Consider the following 14,881-nt stretch of genomic DNA (forward strand, 5'->3'; position numbering starts at 1 on the left):
AGCAGAAGGTGCTCCCGTCCCGGTGCGACGGGTGACGGGCGGAGGAGGAAACACCGGTCATGGCGTCCAGATGGGACTGGGAAAGCGGCGAAGGACTACTGGGTATCGACGACCCGACGGCGTGGGATGTCGCTTTCGAGCGGAGCGCAAACCATCTCGGAACAGCAGCGATCGGGTTGGCCTTCAACTGCTCGCTCGAGGAAGCGTCGCCTCGGATTGTCCGGGCGACGCAGCTGCCGGACGTCGCTCAGCGCGCGTTCGCTTTCACCGCCGCCGGTACAGCGGCACGGCTCAATGGCGCGTTGACGCCAGAGCTGTACGCCGCGCTGCGGGCGGAAGGCCCCGGCCGCAAGAGCATCGCCGTGAACGCCATCGACGACACCCTCGACCATGTGCCGTTCCGGCAGCTGCCGCAGTGGCTCAAGTGGTGGAAGATCGCGTCAAAGGTGCGGGACAAACTGGAGGCCTGGCGGCTGGAGGCGACCTACGCGATCAGTGACGCCTGGAAGGCGCTGCGCCGGCGGCGCTGAGGGAGGATCTCAGCTGTCGCGGCCGAGCGGGACGCCGCACACGAGCCCGACCGTGAGAGCCCTTGTTTGACCTACGTCACCCCCGGGGTATTCTCTCCGGCTCGATTGGCGTCCGCCATGCCCCGTATGGCAGACTGTCCGAGTTGCTCGGTCGAGTGTTGATGCTGCGCGCCTCCCGCCGGGAGGACCGGAAGCGAGTCCCACAGTACTCGTCGTCCCAACTGCCACACGGCAGCGCTGGGGCGGACGTACGGGAATCTTTCGGGAAGTGTCAGTGCGGCACCGGCCAGGCACCCGGTGGGCCTTCCGCCCCTGGCTCGCGGTTCCGGCAGGGCCGTGTGCAATCCCGCAGGGATGTTCGAACAAGGGACATCTGTGTCAGCGAGAGTGCGACACGCCCGACCGCGTGGGTCGGAGAACGAAGGGCATGGAACCACCGGGTTCCAGAGCGTTACGAGAGACAGGACTACTGAGTAGCCATGGCGGGACAGAAGATCCGCATCCGGCTCAAGGCCTACGACCACGAGGTCATCGACAGCTCGGCGAAGAAGATCGTCGAGACGGTGACGCGTACTGGTGCGTCGGTCGCGGGCCCGGTGCCGCTGCCCACTGAGAAGAACGTGTACTGCGTCATCAAGTCGCCGCACAAGTACAAGGACTCGCGCGAGCACTTCGAGATGCGCACGCACAAGCGCCTGATCGACATCCTCGACCCGACCCCCAAGACCGTTGACTCTCTGATGCGACTCGACCTCCCGGCCGGTGTCGACATCGAGATCAAGCTCTGAGGCCGGTGATCTGAACGATGGCTAAGCAGATCAAGGGCATCCTGGGCGAGAAGCTCGGCATGACGCAGGTGTGGGACGCGAACAACCGTGTTGTTCCGGTCACCGTCGTCAAGGCCGGCCCCAACGTCGTCACCCAGGTCCGCACGAACGACGTCGACGGCTACGAGTCCGTCCAGATCGCGTTCGGCGAGATCGACCCGCGCAAGGTGAACAAGCCCCTCAAGGGCCACTTCGCCAAGGCCGACGTCACTCCCCGCCGCCACCTCGTCGAGATCCGTACCGCTGACGCCAGCGAGTACACCCTCGGCCAGGAGATCACCGCTGAGGTGTTCGAGGCCGGCATCAAGGTCGACGTGACCGGCAAGAGCAAGGGCAAGGGCTTCGCCGGTGTCATGAAGCGTCACAACTTCAAGGGCCTCGGCGCCGGACACGGCACCCAGCGCAAGCACCGCTCTCCCGGTTCCATCGGTGGCTGCGCCACCCCGGGCCGTGTGTTCAAGGGCCTCCGCATGGCGGGTCGCATGGGCAACGAGCGGGTCACCACCCAGAACCTGACCGTCCACGCCGTTGACGCGGAGAAGGGTCTGCTGCTCATCAAGGGCGCGGTTCCCGGTCCGAACGGCGGCCTCGTCCTGGTCCGCACCGCGGCCAAGGGGGCCTGAGGTAATGAGCACTGTTGACATCCTTTCGCCGGCGGGCGACAAGGCCGGTTCCGTCGAGCTCCCCGCGGAGATCTTCGACGTTGAGAAGGTCAGCATTCCGCTGATCCACCAGGTCGTCGTCGCACAGCTGGCCGCTGCCCGCCAGGGCACGCACAAGACCAAGACCCGTGGCGAGGTCCGCGGCGGTGGCAAGAAGCCGTACCGCCAGAAGGGCACCGGTCGCGCCCGTCAGGGTTCGACCCGCGCGCCGCAGTTCGCCGGTGGTGGCGTCGTGCACGGTCCCGTGCCGCGCGACTACTCGCAGCGGACGCCCAAGAAGATGAAGGCTGCCGCGCTGCGTCACGCCCTCACCGACCGGGCCCGTCACAACCGCATCCACGTCGTCTCCGGCGTGGTCGAGGGCGAGACCCCCTCCACCAAGGCCGCCAAGAGCCTGTTCGGCAAGATCAGCGAGCGCAAGAACCTGCTCCTGGTCGTCGACCGCTCCGACGAGGCCGCGTGGCTGTCCGCCCGCAACCTGCCCCAGGTCCACATCCTGGAGCCGGGCCAGCTGAACACGTACGACGTTCTCGTCTCGGACGACGTGGTCTTCACCAAGGCCGCTTTCGAGTCCTTCGTCGCCGGCCCGAAGGCCAACGACACCGAAGGGAGCGAGGTCTGATGGCCATCCGTCACCCCGCTATCGCCTCGAAGGCCGCGAAGAAGGCCAAGGAGGCTCGCGTCAAGAAGGCGCGTCGCCACGCCACCGAGGGCAAGAACACCGTCGAGACCCCGCTGAGCAAGTCCTTCACGGACCCCCGTGACGTGCTGCTCAAGCCGGTCGTCTCGGAGAAGAGCTACGCGCTCCTCGACGAGGGCAAGTACACGTTCATCGTCGACCCGAGCGCCAACAAGACCCAGATCAAGCAGGCCGTTCAGGCGGTCTTCTCGGTCAAGGTCACCGGGGTCAACACGATCAACCGCCAGGGCAAGCGCAAGCGGACCCGCACGGGCTTCGGCCAGCGCGCGTCCACCAAGCGCGCGATCGTGACCCTCGCCGAGGGCGACCGTATCGACATCTTCGGCGGTCCGACCGCGTAAGCGGTCAGGATCGTCCGGAATCGGACGAGGACTGAGAAATGGGTATCCGCAAGTACAAGCCGACGACTCCTGGCCGTCGTGGTGCCAGCGTCGCCGACTTCGTCGAGGTCACGCGGTCCACGCCGGAGAAGTCGTTGGTCCGCCCCCTGCACAGCAAGGGTGGCCGTAACAACTCCGGTCGTGTGACCGTCCGCCACCAGGGTGGTGGCCACAAGCGCGCCTACCGCGTGATCGACTTCCGTCGTCACGACAAGGACGGCGTGTCGGCGAAGGTCGCGCACATCGAGTACGACCCCAACCGCACCGCGCGCATCGCGCTGCTGCACTACGCGGACGGCGAGAAGCGCTACATCCTCGCCCCGCGTGGCCTGTCGCAGGGCGACCGCGTCGAGAACGGTCCCGGGGCCGACATCAAGCCGGGCAACAACCTTGCCCTGCGCAACATCCCGGTCGGTACCACGCTGCACGCCATCGAGCTGCGTCCGGGCGGCGGTGCGAAGTTCGCCCGCTCCGCCGGCGCCTCCGTGCAGCTGCTCGCGAAGGAGGGCTCCATGGCCCACCTGCGCATGCCGTCCGGTGAGATCCGCCTGGTCGACGTGCGCTGCCGCGCCACCGTCGGCGAGGTGGGCAACGCCGAGCAGAGCAACATCAACTGGGGCAAGGCCGGCCGCAAGCGCTGGCTGGGCGTCCGCCCGACCGTGCGTGGTGTGGTCATGAACCCGGTTGACCACCCGCACGGTGGTGGTGAGGGCCGTACCTCCGGTGGTCGCCACCCGGTGTCCCCGTGGGGCAAGAAGGAAGGCCGTACTCGTTCGCCCAAGAAGGCGTCGAACAAGTACATCGTCCGCCGCCGCAAGACGAACAAGAAGCGCTAGGAGCGGGTTTAGATGCCGCGCAGTCTCAAGAAGGGGCCCTTCGTCGACGACCACCTGATCAAGAAGGTGGACGCCCAGAACGAAGCCGGCACCAAGAACGTCATCAAGACCTGGTCCCGTCGCTCCATGATCGTGCCGGCCATGCTCGGCCACACGCTCGCGGTGCACAACGGCAAGACCCACATTCCGGTGTTTGTCACCGAGTCGATGGTCGGCCACAAGCTCGGCGAGTTCTCGCCGACGCGCACCTTCCGGGGTCACGTCAAGGACGACCGGAAGTCGAAGCGCCGCTAAGCGCGGGGTGGAATGACCATGACAGACACTGGAAGGACAACCATGGAAGCCAGGGCCCAGGCGCGGTACATCCGCGTCACGCCCATGAAGGCCCGCCGCGTGGTGGACCTCATCCGTGGCCTGAACGCCACGGAGGCTCAGGCGGTCCTGCGTTTCGCCCCGCAGGCCGCGAGCGTGCCGGTCGGCAAGGTGCTGGACAGCGCCATCGCCAACGCCGCGCACAACTACGACCACACCGATGTCGACAGCCTCTACATCTCCGAGGCCTACGTCGACGAGGGCCCGACCCTGAAGCGGTTCCGTCCGCGCGCCCAGGGCCGTGCCTACCGGATCCGCAAGCGGACCAGCCACATCACCGTGGTCGTCAGCAGCAAGGAAGGAACCCGGTAATGGGCCAGAAGGTAAACCCGCACGGGTTCCGGCTCGGTGTCACGACCGACTTCAAGTCGCGTTGGTACGCCGACAAGCTGTACAAGGACTACGTCAAGGAAGACGTCGCCATCCGTCGGATGATGACGTCCGGCATGGAGCGCGCCGGCATCTCCAAGGTCGAGATCGAGCGCACCCGTGACCGTGTGCGTGTGGACATCCACACCGCGCGTCCGGGCATCGTCATCGGCCGCCGCGGCGCCGAGGCCGACCGCATCCGCGGTGACCTGGAGAAGCTGACCGGCAAGCAGGTCCAGCTGAACATCCTCGAGGTCAAGAACCCGGAGACGGACGCTCAGCTGGTGGCCCAGGCCGTCGCCGAGCAGCTGTCCTCCCGCGTCTCCTTCCGCCGTGCCATGCGCAAGAGCATGCAGTCGGCGATGAAGGCCGGCGCCAAGGGCATCAAGATCCAGTGCGGTGGCCGCCTCGGTGGCGCCGAGATGTCCCGCTCGGAGTTCTACCGCGAGGGCCGTGTGCCCCTGCACACGCTCCGCGCGAACGTGGACTACGGCTTCTTCGAGGCCAAGACGACCTTCGGCCGCATCGGTGTGAAGGTCTGGATCTACAAGGGCGACGTCAAGAACATCGCCGAGGTCCGCGCCGAGAACGCCGCTGCCCGTGCGGGTAACCGCCCGGCCCGCGGCGGTGCAGACCGCCCGGCCCGTGGTGGCCGCGGTGGCGAGCGGCGCGGTCGCAAGCCGCAGCAGGCTGCCGGCGCCGAGGCCCCCAAGGCCGAGGCTCCCGCGTCCGCCGCTCCGGCTGAGAGCACCGGAACGGAGGCCTGACCGAAATGCTGATCCCCCGTAGGGTCAAGCACCGCAAGCAGCACCACCCCAAGCGCAGTGGTATGGCCAAGGGTGGCACTGAGGTCGCGTTCGGCGAGTACGGCATCCAGGCGCTGACCCCGGCGTACGTGACGAACCGTCAGATCGAGGCCGCTCGTATCGCCATGACGCGTCACATCAAGCGTGGTGGCAAGGTCTGGATCAACATCTACCCGGACCGCCCCCTCACCAAGAAGCCGGCCGAGACCCGCATGGGTTCCGGTAAGGGCTCGCCGGAGTGGTGGGTGGCCAACGTCAAGCCCGGACGCGTGATGTTCGAGCTGTCGTACCCCAACGAGAAGATCGCGCGCGAGGCCCTGACCCGTGCGGCTCACAAGCTGCCGATGAAGTGCAAGATCGTCAAGCGCGAGGCAGGTGAAGCGTGATGTCGGCCGGTACCAAGGCGTCCGAGCTGCGCGAGCTGGGCAACGAGGAGCTCCTCAACAAGCTCCGCGAGGCCAAGGAAGAGCTGTTCAACCTCCGCTTCCAGGCGGCGACGGGCCAGCTCGAGAACCACGGTCGGCTCAAGGCCGTCCGCAAGGACATCGCGCGGATCTACACCCTGATGCGTGAGCGCGAGCTGGGCATCGAAACGGTGGAGAGCGCCTGATGAGCGAGAGCAACGTGACTGAAGAGACCAAGACGGACCGCGGTTTCCGCAAGACCCGTGAGGGTCTGGTCGTCAGCGACAAGATGGACAAGACCGTCGTCGTCGCCGTCGAGGACCGCGTCAAGCACGCGCTGTACGGCAAGGTCATCCGCCGTACGAACAAGCTCAAGGCGCACGACGAGCAGAACGCCGCCGGCGTGGGCGACCGGGTTCTCCTGATGGAGACCCGCCCGCTCTCGGCGACGAAGCGCTGGCGCGTCGTGGAGATCCTCGAGAAGGCGAAGTAATCAAGCGGGGGCTCCGCTCCCGCTGACCCCCGCCGGGGGTTCCGCCCCCGGCTCCCGGGCCGACGGCTCGCCGTCGGCCTCGGCCGCGGCGGCCGTGCGGCCCCCGGCGGAGGTTGTCGCCTGCAGAGGCTTAAGTAATTCCTTCGGGGGCTACCCCGCAGGACAGTTCCGCCAGGCTCTCCGGCTCAACCCCCGGAGGGAACCGGCAGACAACCAGGAGATAGACGTGATCCAGCAGGAGTCGCGACTGCGTGTCGCCGACAACACGGGTGCGAAGGAGATCCTCTGCATCCGTGTGCTCGGCGGCTCCGGTCGCCGCTACGCGGGTATCGGTGACGTCATCGTCGCCACCGTCAAGGACGCGATCCCCGGTGGCAACGTGAAGAAGGGTGACGTCGTCAAGGCGGTCATCGTTCGCACCGTCAAGGAGCGCCGCCGTCCGGACGGCTCGTACATCCGCTTCGACGAGAACGCCGCCGTCATTCTGAAGAACGACGGCGACCCTCGTGGCACCCGTATCTTCGGCCCGGTGGGCCGTGAGCTGCGCGAGAAGAAGTTCATGAAGATCATCTCCCTCGCGCCGGAGGTGCTGTGAGCATGAAGATCAAGAAGGGCGACCTGGTCCAGGTCATCACCGGTAAGGACAAGGGCAAGCAGGGCAAGGTCATCGCGGCCTTCCCCCGCGAGGACCGTGTCCTGGTCGAGGGTGTCAACCGGGTCAAGAAGCACACCAAGGCCGGTCCGACGGCTCGCGGTTCGCAGGCCGGCGGCATCGTCACCACCGAGGCGCCGATCCACGTCTCCAACGTCCAGCTGGTCGTGGAGAAGGACGGCAACAAGGTCGTGACCCGCGTCGGTTACCGCTTCGACGACGAAGGCAACAAGATCCGCGTTGCCAAGCGGACGGGTGAGGACATCTGATGACGACCACCACCAGCCCGCGTCTGAAGCAGAAGTACCGTGAGGAGATCACGGGCAAGCTGCGTGACGAGTTCAAGTACGAGAACGTCATGCAGATCCCCGGTCTCGTGAAGATCGTGGTCAACATGGGTGTGGGCGACGCCGCCCGCGACTCCAAGCTGATCGAGGGCGCCATCAAGGACCTCACCACGATCACCGGTCAGAAGCCGGCCGTCACCAAGGCCCGCAAGTCCATCGCGCAGTTCAAGCTGCGTGAGGGTCAGCCGATCGGTGCCCACGTCACGCTCCGTGGCGACCGCATGTGGGAGTTCCTGGACCGCACCCTGTCGCTCGCGCTGCCGCGCATCCGCGACTTCCGCGGCCTGTCCCCCAAGCAGTTCGACGGCCGTGGCAACTACACCTTCGGTCTCACGGAGCAGGTCATGTTCCACGAGATCGACCAGGACAAGATCGACCGCGTCCGGGGTATGGACATCACCGTGGTCACCACGGCGACCAACGACGCTGAGGGCCGCGCGCTCCTTCGTCACCTCGGCTTCCCCTTCAAGGAGGCGTGAGCGAGATGGCGAAGAAGGCTCTGATTGCCAAGGCTGCTCGTAAGCCCAAGTTCGGTGTGCGTGGCTACACCCGCTGCCAGCGCTGCGGCCGCCCGCACTCCGTGTACCGCAAGTTCGGCCTGTGCCGCGTGTGCCTTCGTGAGATGGCTCACCGTGGCGAGCTGCCGGGCGTGACCAAGAGCTCCTGGTAATCCCCCCAATCAGGGATTAGCAGGGCTCTCGGTAAGCATCTGGGGCGGCAGGACGTCCAGCTCGCATGCCTTAGGCTTGTGGGGTTGGGCGTCTGCCGCCGCCCTTACGACTTACTACGCCGTAGGTCCACCGCGCCGCACCCGTCCCGTCTCGGATCGGGGAGAGGGATGGCGCACCAGGAAACCCCGGCGAGAGAGGCCGAAGGCCAATTCATGACCATGACTGATCCGATCGCAGACATGCTTACGCGTCTGCGGAACGCGAACTCGGCATACCACGACTCCGTGACGATGCCGGCATCGAAGATCAAGTCGCACATCGCGGAGATCCTCCAGCAGGAGGGCTTCATCACGGGCTGGAAGGTCGAGGACGCCGAGGTCGGCAAGAACCTCGTCCTGGAGCTGAAGTTCGGCCCCAACCGTGAGCGCTCCATCGCGGGCATCAAGCGGATCTCCAAGCCCGGTCTCCGGGTGTACGCGAAGTCCACCAACCTGCCGAAGGTGCTGGGCGGCCTGGGCGTGGCCATCATCTCCACGTCCCACGGTCTCCTGACCGACAAGCAGGCGCAGAAGAAGGGCGTGGGTGGGGAAGTCCTCGCCTACGTCTGGTAGTTCGGGAACGGAGGAGAGACACAATGTCGCGTATCGGCAAGCTCCCCATCCCGGTTCCCGCCGGCGTGGACGTCACCATCGACGGCCGTACGGTCGCGGTCAAGGGCCCCAAGGGCGAACTGACCCACACCGTCATCGCGCCGATCGACATCGCCAAGGCCGAGGACGGCACCCTTCAGGTGCTCCGGCCCAACGACGAGCGGCAGAGCAAGGCCCTGCACGGCCTGTCCCGCACGCTGGTGGCGAACATGATCACCGGTGTGACCCAGGGATACGTCAAGAAGCTCGAAATCAGCGGTGTTGGTTACCGCGTCCAGGCCAAGGGCTCCAACCTGGAGTTCTCCCTGGGCTACAGCCACCCGATCCTGGTCGAGGCCCCCGAGGGCATCACCTTCAAGGTGGAGTCCCCGACCCGTTTCTCGGTCGAGGGCATCGACAAGCAGAAGGTCGGCGAGGTTGCGGCCAACATCCGCAAGCTGCGCAGGCCCGACCCGTACAAGGCCAAGGGCGTCAAGTACGAGGGCGAAGTCATCCGCCGCAAGGTCGGAAAGGCGGGTAAGTAAGCCATGGCATACGGGCAGAAGATCCTGAAGGGCGACGCCTACAAGCGCGCCGCGATCAAGCGCCGTCACACCCGGATCCGCAAGCGGATCAACGGTACGGCGGAGCGTCCCCGTCTGGTCGTGACCCGCTCCAACCGCCACATCGTGGCGCAGGTGATCGACGACCTGAAGGGCCACACCCTGGCATCGGCGTCCACCCTGGACAGCTCGATCCGCGGTGGCGAGGGCGACAAGTCCACGCAGGCCAAGCAGGTCGGCGCCCTGGTCGCCGAGCGTGCCAAGGCCGCCGGTGTCGAGGCCGTCGTGTTCGACCGTGGTGGTAACCAGTACGCGGGGCGCATCGCCGCCCTGGCGGACGCCGCCCGCGAGGCCGGACTCAAGTTCTGAGTCCTGGTTCCGTAGCTAGCGGAGACAGAGAGAGGTAATTCCAATGGCTGGACCCCAGCGCCGCGGTGGCGGTGCCGGTGGCGGCGAGCGGCGGGACCGGAAGGGCCGTGACGGCGGCGCAGCTGCCGCCGAGAAGACCGCGTACGTTGAGCGCGTTGTCGCGATCAACCGCGTCGCCAAGGTTGTGAAGGGTGGTCGTCGCTTCAGCTTCACCGCGCTGGTCGTGGTGGGCGACGGTGACGGCACCGTGGGTGTCGGATACGGCAAGGCCAAGGAGGTGCCGGCCGCCATCGCCAAGGGCGTTGAGGAGGCCAAGAAGCACTTCTTCAAGGTCCCCCGGATCCAGGGCACCATCCCGCACCCCATCCAGGGTGAGAAGGCTGCCGGCGTCGTCCTGCTCAAGCCCGCGTCGCCCGGTACCGGTGTTATCGCCGGTGGTCCGGTGCGTGCCGTGCTCGAGTGCGCCGGTATCCACGACGTGCTGTCGAAGTCGCTCGGCTCCGACAACGCGATCAACATCGTGCACGCCACCGTGGAGGCCCTGAAGGGCCTGCAGCGTCCCGAGGAGATCGCGGCCCGCCGTGGTCTGCCCCTCGAGGACGTCGCTCCCGCGGCTCTTCTGCGTGCGCGTGCCGGGGCGGGTGCGTAATCATGGCGCAGCTCAAGATCACGCAGGTCAAGTCCTACATCGGCAGCAAGCAGAACCACCGTGACACCCTGCGCTCCCTTGGTCTCAAGGGCATCAACACGCAGGTCGTCAAGGAGGACCGCCCCGAGTTCCGCGGCATGGTGCACACCGTCCGCCACCTCGTGACGGTCGAGGAGGTCGACTGATCATGGCGGAGCAGAACCCGCTCAAGATCCACAACCTCCGTCCCGCCCCGGGCGCCAAGACCGCCAAGACCCGTGTCGGTCGTGGTGAGGCGTCGAAGGGTAAGACGGCCGGTCGTGGTACCAAGGGCACGAAGGCCCGCTACCAGGTTCCGGAGAACTTCGAGGGTGGCCAGACGCCGCTCCACATGCGTCTCCCGAAGCTGAAGGGCTTCAAGAACCCGTTCAAGACCGAGTACCAGGTCGTGAACCTCGACAAGCTGGCCTCCCTCTACCCCGAGGGTGGCGAGGTCACCGTCGAGTCGCTGGTGGCCAAGGGCGCTGTTCGCAAGAACAGCCTCGTCAAGGTCCTCGGCCAGGGCGAGATCTCCGTGGCGCTGCAGGTGACGGTCGACGCCGTCTCCGGCTCCGCCAAGGAGAAGATCACCGCCGCCGGCGGTACCGTCACCGAGCTCGTCTGAACTCCACAGGCGTCTCGATGACCTGAGCGATCCCGACCGGGGATACCCCACAAATGGGGTATCCCCGGTTGGTCGTTCCTAGGGCGGCAGTCCCGCCGGTAAGGTGGCCTGCACTGCCCTCTTTTCACAGGGTGCTTCACTTCGGGCACTCTGAGCGGCAGTTGACCGTTACCTATTCGTCGAACCTCAAGACCGTCACCCTTGACGCAGTTGCGCGGGGGTCGCAGGAGGCACCGTGCTCACCGCGTTCGCCCGGGCGTTCAAGACGCCCGACCTGCGCAAGAAGCTGCTCTTCACGCTCGGCATCATCGTGGTCTACCGGGTCGGTACGCACGTCCCGATCCCAGGCGTCGACTACCGGAACGTCCAGACCTGTATCGACGCCGCCCAGGCCAACCAGGGCCTGTTCGGCCTGGTCAACATGTTCAGTGGCGGCGCGCTGCTGCAGATTACGATCTTCGCGCTGGGCATCATGCCGTACATCACGGCGAGCATCATTCTGCAGCTGCTGACCGTGGTGATCCCGCGCCTGGAAGCCCTGAAGAAGGAGGGCCAGGCCGGTACGGCGAAGATCACGCAGTACACCCGTTACCTGACGGTGGCCCTCGCCATCCTTCAGGGCACCGGCCTCGTCGCCACCGCCCGCAGCGGCGCTCTGTTCCAGGGCTGCCCGGTGGCCAGCCAGATCGTCCCGGACCAGTCGATCTTCGTCACCATCACCATGGTCATCACCATGACCGCCGGTACGGCGTTCGTGATGTGGCTCGGCGAGCTCATCACCGACCGCGGCATCGGCAACGGCATGTCGATCCTGATGTTCATCTCGATCGCCGCCACCTTCCCGTCCGCCCTGTGGGCCATCAAGGAGCAGGGCTCCCTGGCCGACGGCTGGATCGAGTTCGGCACCGTCATCGCGGTCGGCCTCGTCATGGTCGGCCTGGTCGTCTTCGTCGAGCAGGCCCAGCGCCGCATTCCGGTTCAGTACGCCAAGCGCATGATCGGCCGCCGCTCCTACGGTGGTACGTCCACGTACATCCCGTTGAAGGTGAACCAGGCGGGTGTGATTCCCGTCATCTTCGCCTCGTCGCTGCTCTACATTCCGGCGCTGATCGCCCAGTTCGCCGGAGGCACCTCGGGCTGGAAAACCTGGATCGAGCAACACTTTGTCAGGGGCGACCACCCGTATTACATCATTTCGTACTTCCTGCTGATCGTTTTCTTCGCATTCTTCTACGTCGCGATCTCCTTCAACCCCGAGGAAGTCGCCGACAACATGAAGAAGTATGGTGGCTTCATCCCGGGCATCCGGGCTGGCCGACCGACCGCTGAGTACCTGAGCTACGTACTCAACCGGATCACCTGGCCGGGTTCGCTGTACCTGGGTCTGATCGCTCTCGTACCGACGATGGCGTTGGTTGGTTTTGGGGCAAACCAGAACTTCCCGTTCGGCGGCACCAGCATCCTGATCATCGTGGGTGTCGGTCTCGAGACGGTGAAGCAGATCGAGAGCCAGCTCCAGCAGCGCAATTACGAAGGGTTCCTCCGCTGATGCGTATCGTCCTCGTCGGGCCGCCGGGTGCCGGTAAGGGAACGCAGGCCGCGTTCCTGGCCAAGAACCTGTCGATCCCGCACATCTCCACGGGCGACCTGTTCCGGGCCAACATCAGCCAGCAGACGGAACTCGGCAAACTGGCGAAGTCCTACATGGACGCGGGCAATCTCGTGCCCGACGAGGTCACCATCGCGATGGCCAAGGACCGCATGGAGCAGCCGGACGCCGAGAACGGCTTCCTGCTGGACGGCTTCCCCCGCAACGTCTCCCAGGCCGAGGCGCTCGACGAGCTGCTCGAGACCGAGAGCATGCAGCTCGACGCGGTGCTGGACCTGGAGGTCCCCGAGGACGAGGTGGTCAAGCGGATCGCCGGCCGTCGCGTCTGCCGCAACGAGTCGGCGCACGTCTTCCACGTGACGTACAAGCCGCCGGCCAAGGAGGGCGTCTGCGACGTCTGCGGCGGCGAGCTGTACCAGCGGGACGACGACTCCGAGGAGACCGTCCGCAAGCGGCTGGAGGTCTACCACACGCAGACCGAGCCGATCATCGACTACTACAAGGCGCAGGGCCTGGTGGTCACGATCTCGGCGCTCGGCAAGGTGGAGGACGTCACGACGCGCGCCATGGAGGCGCTCAAGCGTGACGAGGACGACAAGTAGTCGTTCATGCGCAGCCACGGCCGCGGTTCCCCCTGAGGGAGCCGCGGCTGCTGTGTGGGCGGGGTCCTCGCGAGGCCCCGTATCGTTGAAGGCGTTCATGTCTCCCGAAGGTCCAGAAAGGCCGTAGCCCCCATGGTGCAGATCAAGACCCCCGAGCAGATCGCCAAGATGCGTGAGGCGGGGCTGGTCGTCGCCGCCATCCACGCGGCGACCCGCGAAGCCGCCGTGCCGGGGGCCACGACGAAGGATCTGGACCAGGTCGCCCGTAAGGTGCTCGCCGAGCACAACGCCAAGCCGAACTTCCTCGGGTACGGCGGCTTCCCGGCGACGATCTGCACGTCCGTGAACGAGGTCGTCGTGCACGGCATCCCCTCCGACGACGTCGTCCTCAAGGACGGGGACGTGATCTCCATCGACTGCGGCGCGATCATCGACGGCTGGCACGGCGACGCCGCGTACACGGCCTTCGTGGGCTCCGGTCACGCTCCGGAGCTGGTCGAGCTCTCCCGGGTGACCGAGGAGTCGATGTGGGCCGGCATCGCGGCCATGAAGCAGGGCAACCGGCTGGTCGACGTCTCCCGGGCGATCGAGACGTACATCCGCCGCCAGCCCAAGCCCGGCGGCGGCCGCTACGGGATCATCGAGGACTACGGCGGCCACGGCATCGGCACCGAGATGCACATGGACCCGCACCTGCTGAACTACGTCGACCGCCGGCGCGGCAAGGGCCCGAAGCTGGTGCCGGGCTTCTGCCTCGCGATCGAGCCCATGGTGTCCCTCGGCACCCCGAAGACCGAGGTACTCCAGGACGACTGGACGGTCGTCACCACGGACGGTACGTGGTCCTCCCACTGGGAGCACTCGGTGGCGCTGATGGAGGAGGGGCCGCTGGTACTCACGGCTCCCGACGGGGGCAAGGCGAAGCTGGCGGAGCTCGGGATCGTCGCCGCGCCGGATCCGCTGGCCTGAGCGCCTTCCGGGGAGGGATGTGCCGGCGTTTCGGCGGCTGCGGGCGCGCCGGGGCCGGTGGCGCAGTCCCCGCGCCCCTTTCCGGGCGCTTAATGATCTGTCGACCGGGGCAGACTTCCTCGATTCGTGTTTCCGAGGGCCCTGACGTAGACTGACTCGTCGGCTCTTGTGCATCCGCATGTCTGCATGCGCTAGCACTGAGTCGATCAAGGTAGTCGATTCGAAGGGCGAAGCGTGGCCAAGAAGCAAGGTGCCATCGAGATCGAGGGCACTGTCGTCGAGTCTCTTCCGAACGCCATGTTCAAGGTCGAGCTCCAGAACGGCCACCAGGTCCTGGCACACATCAGCGGCAAGATGCGCATGCACTACATCCGCATCCTCCCTGACGACCGGGTCGTGGTGGAGCTGTCTCCGTACGACCTGACGCGTGGCCGGATCGTCTACCGCTACAAGTAGATCTTGCCCGCGCCCCGGCTTCCGGGGTGGTGGCACTGACCCGGAGAACCTCACCCATGAAGGTCAAGCCGAGCGTCAAGAAGATCTGCGACAAGTGCAGGGTGATCCGCCGTCACGGCCGGGTCATGGTCATCTGCGACAACCCGCGCCACAAGCAGCGCCAGGGCTGACGCACGACCGCACCTCTGCATACGCAGAACTTCGCGCGACGCAAGCTGAATATGTTCATACGCAGGACCCAGACCTCCGGGTCTGACACCCCCGGTCGGAGGCCGGGGACCCAGTTCGTACCTCGTACGGCGGCTGGGAGTCGGTTCTGTGGAAGACCTCCGTCAAGTAACTG

At 66.2% G+C, this 14,881-nt stretch carries 27 protein-coding genes; all 27 read left to right on the forward strand.

What is annotated here, in order from left to right; all coding sequences use genetic code 11:
* Positions 1–59 precede the first annotated feature (59 nt).
* The 27 genes from ACIBNA_RS00280 to rpmJ all read left to right on the forward strand — a co-directional run bounded on the left by ACIBNA_RS00280 (position 60) and on the right by rpmJ (position 14,708).
* Positions 60–530 (forward strand): hypothetical protein, encoded by a 471-nt coding sequence (locus tag ACIBNA_RS00280; RefSeq protein ID WP_399163063.1) that lies wholly within the window; start codon positions 60–62, stop codon positions 528–530.
* 479 nt (positions 531–1,009) lie between these two features.
* Entirely contained in the window at positions 1,010–1,318 is a 309-nt protein-coding gene (gene rpsJ, locus ACIBNA_RS00285) for a 30S ribosomal protein S10 (RefSeq protein WP_003948644.1), read from the forward strand.
* Positions 1,319–1,335: 17 nt separating this feature from the next.
* Positions 1,336–1,980, forward strand: coding sequence for a 50S ribosomal protein L3 (gene rplC / locus ACIBNA_RS00290; protein WP_033308969.1), 645 nt, complete (start codon positions 1,336–1,338; stop codon positions 1,978–1,980).
* A gap of 4 nt (positions 1,981–1,984) precedes the next feature.
* Positions 1,985–2,641 carry a 50S ribosomal protein L4 gene (rplD, locus tag ACIBNA_RS00295; protein ID WP_059424831.1) on the forward strand — a complete coding sequence of 219 codons (657 nt, stop codon included), beginning with the start codon at positions 1,985–1,987 and terminating at the stop codon, positions 2,639–2,641.
* A complete protein-coding gene (gene rplW, locus ACIBNA_RS00300; protein ID WP_020272643.1) occupies positions 2,641–3,060 on the forward strand; it encodes a 50S ribosomal protein L23 in 420 nt (139 codons plus the stop codon). The genes rplD and rplW overlap by 1 nt, the downstream gene beginning before the upstream one ends.
* A gap of 38 nt (positions 3,061–3,098) precedes the next feature.
* Entirely contained in the window at positions 3,099–3,935 is an 837-nt protein-coding gene (gene rplB / locus ACIBNA_RS00305; protein WP_399163064.1) for a 50S ribosomal protein L2, read from the forward strand.
* Positions 3,936–3,947: 12 nt separating this feature from the next.
* Complete coding sequence (gene rpsS, locus ACIBNA_RS00310) at positions 3,948–4,229, forward strand: 30S ribosomal protein S19 (protein ID WP_003992359.1); 282 nt, start codon at positions 3,948–3,950, stop codon at positions 4,227–4,229.
* Between the two features lie 42 nt (positions 4,230–4,271).
* Entirely contained in the window at positions 4,272–4,619 is a 348-nt protein-coding gene (gene rplV / locus ACIBNA_RS00315; protein WP_010036727.1) for a 50S ribosomal protein L22, read from the forward strand.
* A complete protein-coding gene (rpsC, locus tag ACIBNA_RS00320) occupies positions 4,619–5,443 on the forward strand; it encodes a 30S ribosomal protein S3 (protein WP_086560684.1) in 825 nt (274 codons plus the stop codon). Before rplV ends, rpsC begins: the two co-directional genes overlap by 1 nt.
* Before the next feature lie 5 nt (positions 5,444–5,448).
* A complete protein-coding gene (gene rplP, locus ACIBNA_RS00325) occupies positions 5,449–5,868 on the forward strand; it encodes a 50S ribosomal protein L16 (protein WP_086601013.1) in 420 nt (139 codons plus the stop codon).
* Positions 5,868–6,092, forward strand: coding sequence for a 50S ribosomal protein L29 (rpmC, locus tag ACIBNA_RS00330; RefSeq protein ID WP_010036720.1), 225 nt, complete (start codon positions 5,868–5,870; stop codon positions 6,090–6,092). Before rplP ends, rpmC begins: the two co-directional genes overlap by 1 nt.
* Positions 6,092–6,379, forward strand: a complete 288-nt coding sequence (rpsQ, locus tag ACIBNA_RS00335) for a 30S ribosomal protein S17 (RefSeq protein WP_010036717.1) — start codon at positions 6,092–6,094, stop codon at positions 6,377–6,379. The genes rpmC and rpsQ overlap by 1 nt, the downstream gene beginning before the upstream one ends.
* Before the next feature lie 226 nt (positions 6,380–6,605).
* Entirely contained in the window at positions 6,606–6,974 is a 369-nt protein-coding gene (gene rplN, locus ACIBNA_RS00340) for a 50S ribosomal protein L14 (protein ID WP_003998823.1), read from the forward strand.
* 2 nt (positions 6,975–6,976) lie between these two features.
* The gene (gene rplX / locus ACIBNA_RS00345; protein WP_003992365.1) at positions 6,977–7,300 is read left to right on the forward strand and encodes a 50S ribosomal protein L24; all 324 of its coding nucleotides are present in this window, start codon (positions 6,977–6,979) and stop codon (positions 7,298–7,300) included.
* On the forward strand, positions 7,300–7,857 hold the full coding sequence (gene rplE / locus ACIBNA_RS00350) for a 50S ribosomal protein L5 (protein WP_399163065.1): 558 nt from the start codon (positions 7,300–7,302) through the stop codon (positions 7,855–7,857). The genes rplX and rplE overlap by 1 nt, the downstream gene beginning before the upstream one ends.
* Before the next feature lie 5 nt (positions 7,858–7,862).
* A complete protein-coding gene (locus tag ACIBNA_RS00355; RefSeq protein ID WP_003948630.1) occupies positions 7,863–8,048 on the forward strand; it encodes a type Z 30S ribosomal protein S14 in 186 nt (61 codons plus the stop codon).
* 213 nt (positions 8,049–8,261) lie between these two features.
* Positions 8,262–8,660 carry a 30S ribosomal protein S8 gene (gene rpsH, locus ACIBNA_RS00360; protein ID WP_030839654.1) on the forward strand — a complete coding sequence of 133 codons (399 nt, stop codon included), beginning with the start codon at positions 8,262–8,264 and terminating at the stop codon, positions 8,658–8,660.
* Between the two features lie 23 nt (positions 8,661–8,683).
* Entirely contained in the window at positions 8,684–9,223 is a 540-nt protein-coding gene (gene rplF / locus ACIBNA_RS00365) for a 50S ribosomal protein L6 (RefSeq protein WP_059424839.1), read from the forward strand.
* A gap of 3 nt (positions 9,224–9,226) precedes the next feature.
* Positions 9,227–9,610: a 50S ribosomal protein L18 gene (gene rplR / locus ACIBNA_RS00370; protein ID WP_399163066.1), complete on the forward strand. Its 384-nt coding sequence runs from the start codon at positions 9,227–9,229 to the stop codon at positions 9,608–9,610.
* A gap of 43 nt (positions 9,611–9,653) precedes the next feature.
* Positions 9,654–10,259 (forward strand): 30S ribosomal protein S5, encoded by a 606-nt coding sequence (gene rpsE / locus ACIBNA_RS00375; protein WP_009190144.1) that lies wholly within the window; start codon positions 9,654–9,656, stop codon positions 10,257–10,259.
* A gap of 2 nt (positions 10,260–10,261) precedes the next feature.
* Complete coding sequence (gene rpmD / locus ACIBNA_RS00380; RefSeq protein ID WP_003974250.1) at positions 10,262–10,444, forward strand: 50S ribosomal protein L30; 183 nt, start codon at positions 10,262–10,264, stop codon at positions 10,442–10,444.
* A gap of 2 nt (positions 10,445–10,446) precedes the next feature.
* On the forward strand, positions 10,447–10,902 hold the full coding sequence (gene rplO / locus ACIBNA_RS00385) for a 50S ribosomal protein L15 (protein ID WP_399163067.1): 456 nt from the start codon (positions 10,447–10,449) through the stop codon (positions 10,900–10,902).
* Positions 10,903–11,137: 235 nt separating this feature from the next.
* Positions 11,138–12,451, forward strand: coding sequence for a preprotein translocase subunit SecY (gene secY / locus ACIBNA_RS00390; RefSeq protein ID WP_399163068.1), 1,314 nt, complete (start codon positions 11,138–11,140; stop codon positions 12,449–12,451).
* Entirely contained in the window at positions 12,451–13,113 is a 663-nt protein-coding gene (locus tag ACIBNA_RS00395; RefSeq protein ID WP_399163069.1) for an adenylate kinase, read from the forward strand. The genes secY and ACIBNA_RS00395 overlap by 1 nt, the downstream gene beginning before the upstream one ends.
* A gap of 132 nt (positions 13,114–13,245) precedes the next feature.
* The gene (gene map / locus ACIBNA_RS00400; RefSeq protein ID WP_399163070.1) at positions 13,246–14,082 is read left to right on the forward strand and encodes a type I methionyl aminopeptidase; all 837 of its coding nucleotides are present in this window, start codon (positions 13,246–13,248) and stop codon (positions 14,080–14,082) included.
* A gap of 234 nt (positions 14,083–14,316) precedes the next feature.
* Positions 14,317–14,538: a translation initiation factor IF-1 gene (gene infA / locus ACIBNA_RS00405; protein WP_003948620.1), complete on the forward strand. Its 222-nt coding sequence runs from the start codon at positions 14,317–14,319 to the stop codon at positions 14,536–14,538.
* A 56-nt stretch (positions 14,539–14,594) separates the two neighbouring features.
* Positions 14,595–14,708: a 50S ribosomal protein L36 gene (gene rpmJ / locus ACIBNA_RS00410; RefSeq protein WP_003974245.1), complete on the forward strand. Its 114-nt coding sequence runs from the start codon at positions 14,595–14,597 to the stop codon at positions 14,706–14,708.
* Positions 14,709–14,881: the final 173 nt, after the last annotated feature.

This window comes from Streptomyces sp. NPDC050164 (assembly GCF_044459945.1).
GTDB lineage: Bacteria > Actinomycetota > Actinomycetes > Streptomycetales > Streptomycetaceae > Streptomyces > Streptomyces coeruleorubidus_A.